This window comes from Streptomyces eurythermus, assembly GCF_014649115.1.
Lineage (GTDB): Bacteria > Actinomycetota > Actinomycetes > Streptomycetales > Streptomycetaceae > Streptomyces > Streptomyces eurythermus.
On the sequence record NZ_BMSK01000002.1, the window covers coordinates 263,746 to 279,698 of the forward strand.

General features: G+C 72.6%; 12 protein-coding genes and 3 pseudogenes. 3 read left to right on the plus strand and 12 right to left on the minus strand.

What is annotated here, in order from left to right; all coding sequences use genetic code 11:
- Window positions 1–4: 4 nt before the first annotated feature.
- Genes sbnB through IE251_RS03905 form a run of 3 tightly spaced genes read right to left on the minus strand, consistent with a single transcriptional unit; the run spans window position 5 to window position 2,260 of the window.
- The gene (gene sbnB / locus IE251_RS03895) at window positions 5–1,024 is read right to left on the minus strand and encodes a 2,3-diaminopropionate biosynthesis protein SbnB (RefSeq protein WP_189751489.1); all 1,020 of its coding nucleotides are present in this window, start codon (window positions 1,022–1,024) and stop codon (window positions 5–7) included.
- Window positions 1,018–2,007: a 2,3-diaminopropionate biosynthesis protein SbnA gene (gene sbnA / locus IE251_RS03900; RefSeq protein WP_189751490.1), complete on the minus strand. Its 990-nt coding sequence runs from the start codon at window positions 2,005–2,007 to the stop codon at window positions 1,018–1,020. Before sbnA ends, sbnB begins: the two co-directional genes overlap by 7 nt.
- Window positions 2,008–2,023: 16 nt before the next feature.
- Window positions 2,024–2,260, minus strand: coding sequence for an MbtH family protein (locus IE251_RS03905; protein ID WP_189751491.1), 237 nt, complete (start codon window positions 2,258–2,260; stop codon window positions 2,024–2,026).
- Window positions 2,261–2,481: 221 nt separating this feature from the next.
- Between IE251_RS03905 and IE251_RS41985 the strand changes: the two are divergent.
- Together IE251_RS41985 and IE251_RS40635 are read left to right on the plus strand one after the other, a co-directional pair.
- Window positions 2,482–2,874: pseudogene (locus tag IE251_RS41985) on the plus strand (condensation domain-containing protein); the annotation flags it as partial.
- A 52-nt stretch (window positions 2,875–2,926) separates the two neighbouring features.
- Window positions 2,927–4,069 (plus strand): annotated as a pseudogene (locus IE251_RS40635) (condensation domain-containing protein); the annotation flags it as partial.
- On the opposite strand, the pseudogene IE251_RS41870 reads toward IE251_RS40635, so the two are convergent.
- The 6 genes and pseudogenes from IE251_RS41870 to IE251_RS03940 all read right to left on the minus strand — a co-directional run.
- A pseudogene (locus IE251_RS41870) lies at window positions 3,972–4,421 on the minus strand (lantibiotic dehydratase); the annotation flags it as partial. The pseudogenes IE251_RS40635 and IE251_RS41870 overlap by 98 nt on opposite strands.
- Window positions 4,422–4,549: 128 nt before the next feature.
- A complete protein-coding gene (locus IE251_RS03920; RefSeq protein WP_189751493.1) occupies window positions 4,550–5,503 on the minus strand; it encodes an ornithine carbamoyltransferase in 954 nt (317 codons plus the stop codon).
- A gap of 76 nt (window positions 5,504–5,579) precedes the next feature.
- Window positions 5,580–6,869 carry a diaminobutyrate--2-oxoglutarate transaminase gene (gene ectB / locus IE251_RS03925; protein ID WP_189751494.1) on the minus strand — a complete coding sequence of 430 codons (1,290 nt, stop codon included), beginning with the start codon at window positions 6,867–6,869 and terminating at the stop codon, window positions 5,580–5,582.
- A gap of 212 nt (window positions 6,870–7,081) precedes the next feature.
- On the minus strand, window positions 7,082–7,759 hold the full coding sequence (locus tag IE251_RS03930) for a helix-turn-helix transcriptional regulator (protein WP_200692429.1): 678 nt from the start codon (window positions 7,757–7,759) through the stop codon (window positions 7,082–7,084).
- On the minus strand, window positions 7,756–8,388 hold the full coding sequence (locus tag IE251_RS03935) for a response regulator transcription factor (protein WP_189751495.1): 633 nt from the start codon (window positions 8,386–8,388) through the stop codon (window positions 7,756–7,758). The genes IE251_RS03930 and IE251_RS03935 overlap by 4 nt, the downstream gene beginning before the upstream one ends.
- Window positions 8,389–9,049: 661 nt before the next feature.
- Window positions 9,050–9,898: a helix-turn-helix transcriptional regulator gene (locus tag IE251_RS03940; RefSeq protein ID WP_189751496.1), complete on the minus strand. Its 849-nt coding sequence runs from the start codon at window positions 9,896–9,898 to the stop codon at window positions 9,050–9,052.
- A 136-nt stretch (window positions 9,899–10,034) separates the two neighbouring features.
- Here IE251_RS03940 and IE251_RS03945 point away from each other — a divergent pair, with 136 nt between their 5' ends.
- On the plus strand, window positions 10,035–10,889 hold the full coding sequence (locus IE251_RS03945) for an NAD-dependent epimerase/dehydratase family protein (protein ID WP_189751497.1): 855 nt from the start codon (window positions 10,035–10,037) through the stop codon (window positions 10,887–10,889).
- Window positions 10,890–10,949: 60 nt separating this feature from the next.
- On the opposite strand, the gene IE251_RS03950 is transcribed toward IE251_RS03945, so the two are convergent.
- The 3 genes from IE251_RS03950 to IE251_RS03960 form a co-directional block, all read right to left on the minus strand.
- The gene (locus tag IE251_RS03950; RefSeq protein ID WP_189751498.1) at window positions 10,950–11,867 is read right to left on the minus strand and encodes an AraC family transcriptional regulator; all 918 of its coding nucleotides are present in this window, start codon (window positions 11,865–11,867) and stop codon (window positions 10,950–10,952) included.
- 70 nt (window positions 11,868–11,937) lie between these two features.
- Entirely contained in the window at window positions 11,938–12,846 is a 909-nt protein-coding gene (locus tag IE251_RS03955) for a zinc-binding dehydrogenase (protein WP_189751499.1), read from the minus strand.
- Between the two features lie 781 nt (window positions 12,847–13,627).
- Entirely contained in the window at window positions 13,628–15,940 is a 2,313-nt protein-coding gene (locus tag IE251_RS03960; RefSeq protein WP_189751500.1) for an FdhF/YdeP family oxidoreductase, read from the minus strand.
- Window positions 15,941–15,953: the final 13 nt, after the last annotated feature.

Below are 15,953 nucleotides of genomic sequence, written 5' to 3' on the forward strand. Positions count from 1 at the left end.
GCCGTCAGCTACCGTGCCCGAAGGGCAGGAAGTCCGGGACGTCCGTGCCGAGACCCTGCTCCTGAGCCCGGTGGCGGACCAGGTCGGCGACGGCGAGGTCCAGCACGCCCAGGCCGAACGGCGAGAAGACCGTGAGGGCCTCGGGGTCGCGCTCGTGCCGGGCACCGGTGAGGAGGGCGCCGATCGAGTCGGCGATGAAGTCGCGGTGACCGGCCTTCTGCTCGGCCAGATGCAGCGAGGTGGACTCGCGGCAGACGTGGTCGTCGTCGTCGACGATGTTGACGCTGGACAGGATGGTCTCCGGAGCGAGGTCGCGCAGGGACAGGTGCAGCAGCAGCGTCCCGGGCGGGCAGGGGGACGGGTCCAGGTGAGGGGCGGCGGCGGTGGTGGCGACCGAGATCAGCCGGTGGGCCGCCAGAGCGTCCCCGATCCGCTCGGTGATGGTGGTCCGCAGCCCGGGCAGCCGGGCCGCGCAGCGCTCGGCGAAGGCCCGCGCGCGGGCCGGATCGCGGTCGAAGAGGGTGACCTCGGCCAACTCGGGCAGCAGGGCGCGCAGGAAGGTCAGCACCTCGAAGTTGATCACTCCGCAGCCGATCAGCGTGACGCCGGTCTGCGGCTCCCGCGGGGCGAGGGTCGCGGCGGCGAGCGCCGCGCTCGCCGCGGTGCGCCGCGCGGAGATCACCGAGCCCTCCAGCAGCACCTCCGGGTGGCCGGTGCGCATCGAGTTGAGGACGATCACCGCCGAGGCGCGCTCCAGCCCGGCGTCCAGATTGCCGGGAAAGGAGGAGATCCACTTGACGCCGGCGACCGGTTCCCGCGCCCCGGTCCCGCCCGGGTCCCCGAGGTAGGCCGGCAGGGCGATGATGCGGTTGCGCGCCTCCTCGGGGAACCGGAGGAAGAGCGAGTGGGGGAGCACGGTACGGCCGGCCGCGTGCAGCCGGTACGCCCGGCTCACCGCCTCGACCACCTGCTGCTCGGCACCGTCCAGGACCTGACGGACCTGTCCGGCCGTCAGGATCAGCATGTCGCCGCCTCGGCCACTGGAACGTGCTCCTTCCACAGGTGGGCGACGTCGCCGAAGTGCGACGCGACCCAGTCGTCGTCATAGATCGTGTCGAGGTAGCGCTCGCCCCGGTCCGGGAGGATCACCACGCAGGCCGCGCCCGCCGGGATCCGGCCGCCCAGCCGCCGGACCGCGGCGAGCACCGCGCCCGCCGAGCCACCGGCCAGGATCGCCTCGCGGTGCGCCAGCCGGCGGCAGTTGACCACGCAGTCGAGATCGCTGACGTGCACCACCTCGTCGGCGAGACCGTCCTGGTGGAGCGCCGGGCGGACGGCCGCGCCGTGGCCGGGGATCAGCCGGGGCGCGGGCTCGCGTCCGAAGATGACGCTGCCCTCGGCGTCGACGGCCACGATGGCCACCGGGAGCCGCTGTTCCCGCGCGTACTCGGCGCAGCCGCGCAGCGTCCCGCACGAACTCGTCGCGCAGAACAGGTAGTCCAGGCCGCCGGGAACGGCCTCGCAGATCTCCCGCATCGTCGCGTGGTGCGAGCGCGGGTTGAGCGGGTTCGCGTACTGGTCCGGGCAGTAGGCGTCCTCGGTGCCGGTAAGGATCTCGCGCACCCGGCGGAGCCGCACCGGCAGGTACTCGCCGGTGACCGGGTCGATCGTGGTGACCACCTCGACCTCGGCGCCCAGCGCCCGCATGACGGCGATGTTCTGGCGGTTGGCGCGCGGGTCCACCACGCAGACGAAGCGGACCCCGAAGTACCGGCACGCCTGGGCGAGTCCGATGCCCAGGTTGCCCGAGCTGGATTCGACCACGACCGACCGGCCGGGGATCACCCGGCCCTCGCTGATGGCCCCGCGCAGCAGCTCCAGCGCGGAGCGGTCCTTGATCGAGCCGCCGGGGTTGTGCGCCTCCAGCTTGGCGTACAGGCGGAAACGGGCGGCCGGGTCGAACCTGGTCAGCTCGACCAGCGGCGTCCGGCCCACGGTCTGCAGCACGCCGGCGGGCACGGTGTCAGACGGTCGCACGGGTCCCGCCGGCGGCGGCGCCGTCCATCCGGACGCGCAGGCTCAGCGGCCGCATGTCGGTCCACACGGTCTCGATGTGCTCCAGGCACTCCGCCCGGCTGCCACGAGTGCCCTCCGGCCGCCAGCCGAGCGGCAGTTCACGGTCGGCGAGCCAGATCGAGTACTGCTCCTCGTCGTTGAGCACGACCAGGTAGCTACGGGTGTCGGTGGTTTCCTCGGTCATCAGGCCCTCCAGCCCTCGGGGATTCGACACTGTGACGGGGCGAGCCTGCCGGGCGCCCGCGATCGGCGACAAGAGACAAACCGGCAGCGGGGACGGCACCGCACCCTGCCGCTGCGTCCCTGGTGCCGGACTCGCGCCCGCCAGCAGGCTTCGCCGGGGCGCGGTGCGCGCCCGTGAGGACCCGTGGAGGTGGCCGGTGGGGATCGACGACAGCCGTGACGGTGCGGACGACCAGGCCGGGCGGCCTGGAGACGGACGCGCTGCTCGGTGCGCTCACCGCCGTCGTCGAGCGGCACGAGGCGCTGCGCACCAGTTACCGGCAGGACGCCGGCCGGCTGTTGCAGCACATCGCTCTGGAAGCCGAAGTCCCCTTCCGGGGACTCGACTTCACCGACCTGCCGGCCTCGGGCCGGGAGGCCCGGCCGGCCCGGCTGATCGAGGACGAACTGCGGCTCCCGATCCACCTGGCCCGGCAGCCCCCGCTGCGGGCCGTGCCGGCCCGGGTGGGTCCCGCCGACCACCTGCTGATCGTGGTGGTCCACCACATCGCCTTCGACGGCATGTCCTGGCACCTTCTCGGCACCGAACTGGCGGCCGGCTACCGGGAGCGCACCGGCGGCGCACCGGCGGTGCACCGGCCCCCTCGGGCCGCTCGCCCTCCAGTACGCCCACTTCGCCGACTGGCAGGCCGAGAGGCTCACCGGCCGACGGCCGGCCGCCGGGCTGGACCACTGGCGCACCGCGCTCGCGGACCTGACGCCGCCTCAGCTGCCCACCGACCGCCCCCGCCCGGCCGTCTGGGACGGTGCCGGCGACGCCGTCCGCTTGGAGCTGCCGGCCGAGCTGATGGCACGGGTCGACCTCCTCGCCCGCCGCAGCCGGGCGACCCGGTTCATGGTGCCGCTCGCCGCGTTCCAGGCGGTGCTCGTCCGGTTCGGCGGGCAGCGGGACATCGCGGTCGGCACGCCGGTGAGCGGCCGCGGCCTGCCCGATGCGGAGCGGCTGATCGGCCTGTTCGTCAACACCGTGATGGTGCGCGGCGACCTGAGCGGCGAACCGTCCTTCCGGACCCTGCTCGGCCGGGTCGCCGCGAACACGCCGGCCGCCCTCAGCCACGCCGGCACGCCGTTCGAACTGGTGGTTGACGAGCTGGCTCCGGAGCGTGACTCCGCCCGCACCCCGCTCTTCCAGGTGTCCTTCTCGCTGCGCACCGCTGCGCCCGAGCCGATCGGGCTGCCCGGCCTCGACTGCGAGCTGGTGCGCACACCGCTGACCGGCTCGCCGTTCGACCTGGTGCTCGACACCGACGTACTGCCCGACGGGCGGCTCGACGCCCGGCTGCAGTCAGCCACCGCGCTGTTCGACCGGACGACCGCGCAGCGCCTGGCCGACGCCTTCCGGGTGCTGCTCGACGCCGTGCCGGCCGATTCGGACCGCCCGCTGCACCGCGTCGGCCTGCCGACCGGCCAGGACCGGCTCGCCGTGATCGAGAAGTTCGACGAGACCGCCGTGCCGCTGCCCGAGCGCTGCCTGCACGAGCTGTCCGCCGAGCAGGCCGAGCGCACCCCGTGCGCGGTCGCGCTGCGCCGGCCCGGCGGTCGACTGTCGTACCGGCAGCTCGATCGCCGGGCGAACCTGCTGGCGACACCGGCTGCGCGGGCCGCCCCGGGAGCCGTACCCGTGCCTCCTCGATCCGCAGATACGGCAGCCGGCGCGGCGCCGGCCAGGGGCGCAGGCCCGGATCGCGGTCCAGCGTCCTGGCCGGCTCGTCGATCGACCAGCTGGAGAAGAAGACCTCGGACCGGGTGATCAGAACCGCGCCGTGGTCCACCTCGATGCCGCGCGGCCCGGGGTCGAGGGTGCCCCAGCCGACCGGGCCGAGGAAGCCGATGGTGTCGTTCTTGACGCAGAACCGCTGCCAGTAGTGGGCCACCGGTTCCTCGCGCCGGCGCGCGTGCTGGTCCGGCCGGCCGCGCTGGGCGTCCAGGCCAGGAACGGCGCGATGCCGGTGTGCAGCACGGCCCGGTTCTGCCAGGCCACCGCCGCCCGGAAGCCGGGCCGGCCGGCGATGCTCTGCAACTCCTCGGCGGTCTCCACGGCCGCGGCGGCGAAGCGCTCTCGAAGGACTGCCAGTCGGCTCCGGCCGGCTCCGCCCCGGCACCGAACCGGTCGGCCGCCTCGGCCGGCTCCCGCGGCGCCGGCCTGAGCACCCCGGTCACCGGGAAGCCGGGTCCCCGCAGTGCGAAGTGCCGCCACAGGCGCCAGCCGCCGCCGGGCAGCGGCACGGGCTCATGCGTCGCCGCCCCCCGCCGGGGCGCCGCCGGCACACCACTCCAGCACCGCGCGGGCACTGTGGTACTTGTTCTCGGCCTGCTCGAAGGCGATCGAGGCGGGCCCGTCCAGCACTTCGGCGGTCACCTCGTCGCCGCGGTGCGCGGGGAGGTCGTGCATGAACAGCGCGCCGGGGCTGGTGTCCATGACGGCCTTGTCGACCCGGAACGGCTCGAAGGCGCGCCGCCAGTCGGGGTCGGCCTTGGTGGTGCCGGTGGTCTGCCAGCGAGTGGTGTAGATCACGTCCGCCTCGGGCAGGTCGGCCGGGTCGTGCCGCTGCGTCACCAGCGCGCCGCCCGCCGCCGCGTACTCGGCGGCCCGGTCGAGGTAGTACTGCTCCACCCCGTACCCCTGCGGAGTGCGCAGGTGCAGCTCGGTGCCGGGGTAGCGGGACAGCGCCAGGGTCAGCGCCGAGGCGGTGTTGTTGCCCTCGCCGAGGTAGAGCACCCGCAGGCCGTCGATCCGCCCGAACCGGCGCAGCAGCGTGGTGAGGTCGGCGAGTGCCTGGGTGGGGTGCTCGGCGGCGCTCATCGCGTTGACCACGGCCATCCGCCGCTGCGCGGCCAAGGCCCGCAGCTCGGCCTCGCCGCCCGCGGTCCTGGCCACCAGCACGTCGAGCATCCGGGACAGCACCGCGGTGGTGTCCTCGACCGTCTCCCCGGTGTTCTCCTGGAGGTCCCCGGGACCGTAGGTGATCAGCCGGCCGCCCAGGCGCAGGGCGCCGGCCGAGAACGCGGTGCGGGTGCGGGTGGAGGTCTTGCGGAACAGCACGCCCACCACGGCGTCGTGCAGCGGACGAGCGCCCTCATGGCGGCCGGCGGCGTACTCGGCACCCCGCCGCACGATGCCGTGCATCTCCTCGAAGCCGAGGTCGCCGATCGAGATCAGGTGTCGGCGTAGCGGACCGGACATCTGCGGTCTCCTTCTTTGACGTGCATGACGGTCAGGAACAGGGGTTGACGGGTCCGGCAGCGTCGCTGACCGGTCGTCAGACGGATCGAAGGCCCCGCCGCAGCACGTCGAGGCCGCGGTCCAGCACGGCGGGATCGATGGTCAGCGGCGGCAGCAGCTTGATCACCTCGTCACGGCGGCCGCACAGTTCGACGATGAGCCCGTGGTCGAAGGCGTACCGCTGCAGCCGCTCGGCGCGCGGCGGTTCGACGCCGAGGTCGATGCCGAGCGCCATCCCGCAGCCGCGCGTCACCAGTCCCCGTCCCAGCGCGTCCAGTTCGGCGCGGAACCGGTCCAGGCGGTCGACCGAGGCGGCGAGCCGGGAATGGAAGGCGTCCTGTCGCCACAGCTCGCAGGCCGCGGTGGCGGCGACGAAGGCCAACTGGTTGCCGCGGAAGGTCCCGGTGTGCTCGCCCGGCTCCCAGACGTCCAGCTCCCGCCGGAACAGCACCACGGAGAGCGGGAGCCCGTAACCGCTCAGCGACTTGGAGAGGGTCACCACGTCGGGGGTGATCCCGGCGTGCTCGAAGCAGAAGAACCGGCCGGAGCGGCCGCAGCCCGCCTGGATCTCGTCCAGGATGAGCAGGATCCCGTGCCGCTCGGTGAGTTCGCGCAGGGCCCGCAGCCACGCGCTGCTCGCCGGGTAGACACCGCCCTCCATCTGCATCGGCTCGACGATCACCGCGGCCGGCAGGTCGACGCCCGAGGACGGGTCGGCGAGCAGCCGCTCCAGGTAACCGATCGAGTCGAAACGGCCCTGCGGACCGTCCTCGTACGGCACGAACGTGACGTCCTGTCCACTGACCCCGCCCGCCCGGCGGGCCCGGCGGCTGCCGGTCACCGCGAGCGAACCACGGGACATGCCGTGGTACGCACCGGTGAACGCCACCACGCCGGAGCGGCCGGTCCGCTTGCGGGCGAGCTTGAGCGCGGCCTCCACGGCGTCGGTGCCGGTCGGCCCGGTGAACTGCACCTTGTAGTCCAGCCCGCGGGGCCGCAGTACGGTGTCGGCGAAGGCGGTCAGGAAGTCCCGCTTGGCCACGGTGTACATGTCCAGGCCGTGCGAGAGACCGTCGGCGGCGAGGTAGTCGGCCACCCGGGCTTTGATGAAGTCGCTGTTGTGCCCGTAGTTGAGCGTTCCCGCACCGCAGAAGAAGTCGATGAAGGTCCGGCCGTCCTCGGTGGACAACTCGGCGCCCTTGGCCCGCTCGAAGACGGCCGGGAACGTGCGGCAGTACAGCCGGACCTCCGATTCCAGCTCCTCGAATACCTTGAACTCTGGCGCCGGCTCCTGGCCGGTGATCGGGGTGTCCTCGGCGATGTCCATCGGGTCCTCTCGGCAGGGAACGTAGCCGCGGCAGCCGCTCGTGGCGGCGCACGTGGAGGGAGAGCCGCCATGCCCGCGGGGGGACATGGGCAGAAGCAGCGTGCCGCCGGACCGTGGCGCGGCACCAGGGAACGAATGGCAGCCGCGCGGCCGCGGCGTTGCGCGTTTGTCCCGGTCCGGCATCCCGCCGGTCAGGACCGGTCCGGCCGGGTTCAGATCAGCCCGGTGCGTACCGCGTGCGCCACCGCGTGGGCCCGGTTGCGGACCTGGAGCTGGCCCATAAGCTCGTAGATCACGTTCTTGACGGTGTGCTTGGAGCAGCGCAGCGTCGTGGCGATCGCCTCGTTGCCGTGGCCGTCCGCCATCAGCCGCAGCACCTCCAGCTGACGGCCGGTCAGCGCCGGGACGCCCGGCCGCCGCCCGGACCCGGATGGCTCCGGCGATTCGTCGAGCAGGCGGGCCAGCGCCAGGTGGGAGAGGCGGCCCTCGCCGCGGTGGGCCGAGTGGACGGTCGCGGCCAGTCGCTCCGGCGTCGCCTCGGCGGACAGCACCATGGCCCGCGCGCCCGCCCGCAACGCCCGCAGGGCGCCGTGGCGGGACAGTACGTCGGCCACCACCAGCAGCCGCCCGTACTCGTCCGGCAGGCCGGGCCGGACGACCTCGATCGCGGCCTCCACGGTGCCGCCGACGGCCACCAGCACGTCCTGCGGGGACGGATCGGGTGCCTCGGTCGGCCGGAGTCCCGCGGTGATCAGTCTGGCCTCCACCACCGCGCGCGCCGTCGCGTCGTTCGACCGGACCCGCACCCGCACCCCCGACCGGGACACGGTGACGGTCGGGGCGGCCGGGGCCGGGAGGACCGTGGGCGGGGCCACCGCCGTCGCGATCACAGCAGGCCCGTCCGCAGGGCGAAGGCCACCGCGTGCGCCCGGTTGCGCAGCTGGAACCGCCGGGTGACGTCGTGCACCACGGTGGTCACGGTGCGGGGCGAGTAGCACAGTTCACGTGCGATCTCCTCGGTCTCCCGGCCGTCCGCGACCAGCCGCAGAACCGCCCGTTCCCGCTCCGACAGCGCCGAGCCGTCGGGCGCCGCTGCCCCGTCCGTGCCCGGCCGGCGGACGGCGGCTCCCTGGCCGTGCTTGAGAAGCCCGTCCAGCAGGTCCGGTGGCAGCGTGCAGTCGCCCGCGGCGGCCGCCACGACCATCGACGCCAGGCGCTCGGCGGTGCACTCGGAACGACGCAGCAGCCCCCGGATGCCCGCCGCGAACGCCTGGACCGCGTCCTCGGCCGCCAGTTCGGCCGCGACCAGAACCACTTCCTGCCGCTCGTCCGCCTCGCGCCCGGCCCGCACCACGTTCATCACCTGGGGGGCCACCCGGTCCACCATCATGACCGCGACCTGCGCCCGCTCCCCGGACAGCGCCACCGCGATGTCGCCGTGGTACTGGAGGCTGATCCGGGTACCGGCCTCCAGTATCGGGTCCTGCGCGACGATGCTGACTCTCACCGGTTCGCCCATCGGCTCCTCCTGGGAATCGGCCTCTGCCTGACAGGGCAAGAGCATCGGCCGCGCGGCCCTGGGCGCCATCGGGTGCGGGCACCCAGTTTTCCCGATCCGACGACGGCGCGGACGGGCGGCGAAGCGCCCGGCCCGCGCCGTCGTCCCTACCACCTTCACCGCCCGGCCCCTCCGCCCGCACTTCCCCGCCCGTCCGCCGCCACCGGATGCCGGCGGGCACCGCCGGGCACGGCGGCGAAAACATGGGGGCGAAACCCCCATGTCCGCCACGCCTCCTCCCGGGAACCGCACCGGAGGACGACGGGAGGGGCCGCCCCGGCCGCCGGTCCTCCTCCCGTGTTCGCGTGCGACGGCAACTCTCAGCCGCCGAGGACCGTGACGGGGTCGCCGGCGGAGCAGGTGCTGCCGGTCCGCCGGCGTGGTCGTTCGCTCTGCCGGTGTCCGGGCCCAAGAGGACACCTGTCCCGCGCCCGCGCAGATCGCCACGCAGAGCAGCCCGAGCTCCCCGCGGCGTCTCCGGCCGTCGTGTTCCCCGCCCTCACGGTCCTGGTGGCTGCCGCACCGGCCGCCCACCGCCGCGCTGCCGCCGGCCGTCGTCCTCGCCCCGGCCGACCTGCGGTACGAACCCCGGGCCGGGCCGTGCGGGGTCGTGCGCACGTGGTCAGGAGTTCCTCGGCGTCAGGTCCTGCAAGCCCACCACCCGCAGCAACTGCAAGCGCTCGTACGACTCCGTGCCCGGGCGGGCCGTGTGGATGACGAGCTGCTGGTTGTGGTCGGAGTTGACGAGGACCTCGCAGTCGAGTTCGAGGACACCGATCGCAGGATGCCGGAAGCGCTTCGTGGTGGCGCGGCGTACGGCGACCTCGTGTTGGTTCCAGAGGTGGGCGAACTCCTCGCTCGCGGAGCGCAGTTCGGCGACGAGGTCGGCGGGTCCGGGGTCCTTGGGGCGGGCCGAGGCCACCGCTCGCAGGCCGGCGACGTGTTCGCGGGCGCGCGCCGGGCGGTCCTCGGGCGGGAACAGCTCCTGGGCCGCCGGGTCCAGGAAGAAGCGGCGGATCATGTTGCGTTCCCGGGGCGGGCGGGCGAGGGCGTCTCCGCTCAGCGCCCGCGACAGCGCGTTCTGGGCCAGGACCTCGCCGCAGTCGGTCACCACGATCGCCGGGGTGTCGTGCAGCCGGTCCAGCACCAGGAGCAGGCCCGGACGTACGTGCGTGCCGGTCGCCTCACGGCGCGGCGGCTCCTGACCGGTGAGGTGGAAGAGGTGGTCGTGCTCGTCCTCGGTCAGGCGGAGCGCGCGGGCCAGCGAGGTGAGCATCTGACGGGACGGGCGCGGGCCCCGGGACTGCTCCAGCCTCGTGTAGTAGTCCACGGACATGCCCGCCAGCTGGGCCACCTCCTCGCGGCGCAGCCCCGGCGTACGGCGGCGGGCGCCGGCGGGGAGACCCACGTCGGAAGGGGCCAGGCGGGCACGCGCGCGGCGCAGGAAGTCGGTGAGTTCGACTCGGTTCACCTCTCCAGGGTGCGGGACCCCGGCCTGCTTATCCAGGGACTGCCGATCCCCTGATGCAGAGGTCTCTGCCGGTCGTCCCCGTATCCGCCGAGGCTGGTCCTCAACGACAGGCGACACAGTGCGTGAGGAGCACATCATGCTGACTTTGGTGACCGGTACGACGGGACAGGTCGGACGCCGCTTCGTGCCGCGGCTGCTGGCCCAGCGGCAGCCGGGCGAGCAGGTGAGGGTCCTGGTGCGGGACGCGGCTCGTGGCGAGCGCTTCGCGGAGCTGGGCGCCCAGGTCGCCGTAGGAGACATGCGCGACACGGAGACACTCGGCGAGGCGCTCGCCGGCGTGGACGCCGTGGTGAACGTCGCCGCCTCCTTCCGCGGGGTGCCCGACGAGGAGGCGTGGGCCGTCAACCGGGACGCCGCCGTGGCCCTGGGCCGCGCCGCGCAAGTCTCAGGCGTGGAACGGTTCGTGCAGGTCAGCACGAACAATGTGTACGGCGTCGGACGGGGCCGCCCGCTGACCGAGGAGGACGAGAGCCGGCCGGGCGGCGCCATGTGGGGCGCCTACCCCGAGTCCAAGGCCGAGGCGGAGCGCGAACTGCTCGCGCTCAAGGGTCTCGACGTACGCATCGGGCGGCTCCCCTTCGTCTACGGCGAGGGCGACCCGCACCTTGCCGACGTCTTGCGCTGGGCCGCCCGCTGGGCACCGCACCAGCGCCTGCAGATGGCCCACCACGCGGACGTCGCCCAGGGCATGATGCGTCTGCTGTACGCGCCGGGTATCGCCGGCCGGATCTACAACATCGCCGATGACGCCCCCGTCACGACGGTCGAGCTGTACCGACTCAACGGCGTCGAGGTGCCCGCCGGGCTCCAGGAGTTCACGGACCCCGACCCGTGGTTCGGGATCATGTCCAACCAGCGCATCCGCCGGGAACTCGGCTTCCGGCCGATCTACCCGAGCGTCTGGACGGCCCGGGACGCCGGAGCCCTGTGACGGGTCACTGACCGGGTCGGTTCGGCCCGGTGATCCCCGACAGCCTCTCCCGAGCCCGGATCACTCGCGAAGCCGAGAACGGTACTCGCCCGGGGCAGTGCCCCGGGCACGTCTGAAGGCACGGCTGAAAGCGTGCGGAGAACCGTACCCGACCGCGCTGGAGATCGACTCGACCGGCTCATCGGTATCGCGGAGCCGGACGGACGCCAGGTCGATGCGCCACTGCGTCACGTACGCGCCCGGCGTCTGCCCGAGGGCGGACCGGAAACGTCTGGACAGCGTCGCCCGGGAGACGCTCGTCGCGGCGGCCAGGGTCTCCGTGGTCCAGGGGTGTTCCGGTCGGGCGTGGACACGTGCCAGAGCGTTGCGCACGACCGGATCACGCATCGCTCCCAGCCATGAGCCGGACTGCTCCTGCGGGTGGCGGGCCAGCCAGGCGCGTACGAACTGGACGAGCAGAAGGTCGACGATGCTGTTGATGGCGGCGGTGGTGCCGATCTGCGGCTGTGCGAGCTCGGCAGCGAGCAGTTCGACGGTCCTTCCGAGCTGCGCGTTCTCCCGGGCTGTGACGTGCATCGGCCGAGCGAGGGAGGCAAGCACCGGTGTGCGAACCTCCGGGTCCTGCTCGTAGTGCAGGACGATCACTTCCGTCTGCACCGGCGCCGATCCCAGACGCAGGGCCCGGCCATCGCCAAGGGCTCGAGCCGCCTCTTCCCGGTCGCAGGAACCCATCGTCACGCCGGCGCTGCCGGCTATCCCGTGTGCGGTGCCCGGCGACACCAGGACGGCGTCCCCGGCCTGCACCTGAAGAGGTTTCTCGCCTGTGACGTGGAGCCACACAGTGCCGCGGGACACCACGTGCAGTGCCGCTCCTGGAAAGGAGTCCAGCCACAGGCCCCAGGTTCCTCCGGCCTGCAGCATGACCCCGAGCGCCCCACGCGCACCCGAAACACGCAAGACCTCCGCCAGCACATCCATGGGCCCATTCTCGTCCACCACCGCGGACCGCCGCCGACGGCCGACTACACATGTGTCCTCGTCCACGACTTCAGGCCACGTCGAGAACGATTTTTCCGTGCACCTTCCGGGCGAACAGCGCCTGGACGGCGTCGCCCACGTCCTGCCAGTCGCCTCGAAGTCCGACCGGTGCCGCGAGCCTCCCGGCGGCCATGAGGCCCAGCAGGTCCGTCAGCTCCCCGCCGGTCGGCGTCATGTCGCCGTAGGTGGCGATGGTGCGGGGCTCACCGAAGCCGAACAAGGCCCCTGACGGGAACGTGGTTTCCCGCCCCGAGGAGTAACCGACCAGGTGGATGGTGCCGCCCTCGGCGAGGGAACTCCACGCATGGGCCAACAGCGGCCCGCCGACCGTGTCCAGGACGAGGTCGAACCGGTCCCCGGTCTCAGCCAAGTCGGTCAGGATCCTGTCGGCGCCGAGTTCACGGAGCCCGGCGGCCCGCTCCGGCGAGCCGACGAGTGCCGTCACCCGGGCGCCCGCCAGCGCCGCCAGCTGGACGGCGAAGTGCCCCACGCCCCCGCTGGCGCCGGTGATCAGCACGTCGCGCCCCAGCAGGGAACGCTTGCGCAGCACCCGTAATGCGGTGACGCCGGCGATTCCCAGCGCGGCGGCGTCGGCCAGATCCACGCCCTCGGGGACGGTGCCGAGCGAGGCGGGGCTGACTGCCGCCCGCTCCGCCCACGCGTGGGAAGCCATTCCCACTGCCACGCGCGTACCTTCGGGCGGCCCCGAGCCGTCGGATGCGGCGCGCACCACGACGCCGGCCGCGTCGTGACCGTGCACAGCGCCGGCCGGCCACTGGTGCACGTAATTCAGCTCTCCGAAGTTGAGACCGATGTGCCGTATCTCCACCAACGCCTCACCGGTGGACGGTACGGGCTCATCGACATCGGCGAACCGGACGGGTCCGGCCTCACTGTGATCGACCACAAGGGCGTGCATCGGGGTGTGTTTCCTTCTCTCGTGGATGTGCCTGAACATTCGACGCGGCGACAGATCGAGTGCGCACATGCCGCACTGTCGTCTTCTTGGAACCCTACGCAGGACCGGGACGGCGACCAGACCCGTGAGGTTCAATCAGTTGACGATCTGTGTCAGTGCGGCTCACGACGCGTCGAGCCGCCCTGCGCCCATCCGGTGGATGGCGCTGTGACGGGCGGACATGCCCGTCCATGTGACGATCTCGGTACCGCCCCAGGGCGGGGACGCAGGCGTGGCGGGGGCGGGCCAGGTGCACCGGGGTGGAGGTGTCGCCCCACGTGGACAGCCAGGCGTTTGGCCGGCGCCTCCGGCAGCGCCGGATCGTCGAGGCCAACAGTCCGCAGGTACCCGCAGGACCTCAGCGAGGAGGCGCCGAGGCAATTCCCGAAGCAGGCGTGTGCCCGTTCCCTTGCCGGGCAGCAGCCGGCAGCCTCGGTCATCACCGGCAGCCGGACGCCGCACCCCCGCCATCGTCACGTCGCCCGGCGGCCGGACGACGGTCCCGCTGCACGAAATCCCCGCCGCGCACATCCCGGACCATGACGGTTGAAGGACTTGGCAGCACGTCGCCTGGTGATCAGCCAGCCAGAGGCGGAGTGGTCGATGTCATTCATCGTGCCGGAAGGCGCGGCCGTCGCCGCTGGTAAGCGTCGTCGCAGTACTGGCCGAGCTGTCCGCCCGCCGGCACGTCACCGTCTTGCGTCCGCGGGCCCCGCCCGGGGTACGACCGTCCCGGTCCCGGTCAGGCGGGTGCCGGCCGGGACCGGTCGCCCGTGGGTTCCAGGCGGACGACGATGCCCTTCGACGTGGGCTGGTTGCTCATGTCGGCGACGCTGTCGAGCGGGACCAGGACGTTCGTCTCCGGGTAGTAGGCGGCGGCCGAACCCCTGGCCGCCGGGTAGGACACGACCGCGAAGTTCTCCGCCCGGCGCTCGGTGCCGTCCTCCCAGATGCTCACCAGGTCCACCCGGTCGCCCTGGGCGAGGCCGAGTTCGGACAGGTCGGCCGGGTTGACCAGGACGACGTGGCGGCTGCCGTGGATGCCGCGGTAGCGGTCGTTGTCGGTGTACGGGACGGTGTTCCACTGGTCGTGCGAGCGCAGGGTCTGCAGCAGCAGGTGCCCCTGGGGGGCCCGGGGGACCACCCGCTCGTTGCAGGTGAACCGGGCCTTGCCGGTCTCGGTCCTGAACACGCCCTCGTTGACCGGGTTGGGCAGCTGGAAGCCTCCCGGACGGGTCACCCGGGCGTTGAAGTCGTGGAAGCCCGGCACGATCCGGGAGATGCTGTCGCGGATGGTGTTGTAGTCGCCCTCGAACCTGGCCCAGGGGACGTCCCCCACGCCGTCGACGGTCAGCCGGGCGAGCCGGCACAGGATGGCGACCTCGCTCAGCAGCCTGCGCGACGCCGGTTCGAGCCGCCCCTGGGAGGTGTGCACCTCGCTCATCGAGTTCTCGACGGTGACGAACTGCTCGCCGTCGGCCTGGACGTCACGCTCGGTGCGCCCCAGCGTCGGCAGGATCAGGGCGGTGTCGCCGCAGACGGTGTGCGAGCGGTTGAGCTTGGTGGAGATGTGGGCGGTCAGCCGGCACGAACGCATCGCCTTCTCGGTGACCTCGCTGTCGGGCGCCGCGCGCACGAAGTTCCCGGCCAGGGCGAGGAACACCTTGACGCGGCCCTCCAGCATCGCCTTGATCGAGTTCACCGAGTCCAGGCCGTGCGGGCGCGGAGGGTTGAAACCGAACTCCTTTTGCAGGGCGTCCAGGAAGGTGTCCGGCATCTGCTCCCAGATACCCATGGTGCGGTCGCCCTGGACGTTGCTGTGGCCGCGCACCGGGCAGGCGCCCGTGCCCGCGCGCCCCAGATTGCCGCGCAGCATCAGGAAGTTGACGATCTCCCGGATGGTGGGCACGCCGTGCTTGTGCTGGGTGATGCCCATCGCCCAGCACACGATGACGCGTTCGCTGCGCAGGACCTCGTCGCGGACCTTCTCGATCTCCTGACGGGTCAGTCCCGTCGCCGCGTGCACGTCGTCCCAGTCGACGGTGCGGGCGTGCCGGGCGAAGTCCTCGAAACCGGAGGTGTGGGCGTTGATGAAGTCGTGGTCCAGGACGGTGCCGGGACGCGCGTCCTCCGCCTCCAGCAGCAGCCGGTTCAGTGCCTGGAACAGGGCGAGGTCCCCGCCCGGTTTGATGTGCAGGAAGCGGTCGGCGATCTGGGTGCCCCGCCCCACGACCCCGCGCGGCTTCTGCGGGTTCTTGAAGCGCCGCAGCCCCGCCTCCGGCAACGGGTTGACCGCCACGATGCGGCCGCCGTTGCGCTTGGCCTGCTCCAGGGCCGAGAGCTGCCGCGGGTGATTGCTGCCCGGGTTCTGCCCCACCAGGAAGATCAGGTCCGCGTGGTGGAGGTCGTCGAGGCTCACGGTGCCCTTGCCGACGCCGAGCGTCTCGTTCAGGGCGAAGCCGCTGGACTCGTGGCACATGTTGCTGCAGTCGGGCAGGTTGTTGGTGCCCAGGGCCCGGGCGAAGAGCTGGAAGACGAAAGCGGCTTCGTTCGATGCCCGGCCGGAGGTGTAGAAGACCGCCTCGTCGGGCGAGTCCAGCCCTTTGAGTTCCCGCGCGAGGACGCCCAGGGCGTCGTTCCAGCCGATGGGCTCATAGTGGTCTGATCCGGGTCGTTTGATCATCGGCTCGGTGAGCCGGCCCTGCTGGTTGAGCCACATGTCGGAACGGGCGGCCAGATCGGACACGCTGTGCTCGCGGAAGAAGTCGGCGGTGATCCGGCGCGTCGTGGCCTCGTCGTTGATGTGCTTGGCGCCGTTCTCGCAGTACTCGTTGCGGTGGCGCCGGCCCGGGGCGGGGTCGGCCCACGCGCAGCCGGGGCAGTCGATCCCGCCCACCTGGTTCATGGTGAGCAGGTCGACCCCGGTCTTGCGCGGGGAGGTCTGCTCCAGGGAGTACTCCAACGCGTGCACGACGGCGGGAACCCCGGCCGCCCACTTCTTCGGTGGCGTCACGGAGAGGGAGGTCTCCGGCTCCTGACCGGGCGGGCTCTGCATCGCTTGGCCTTTC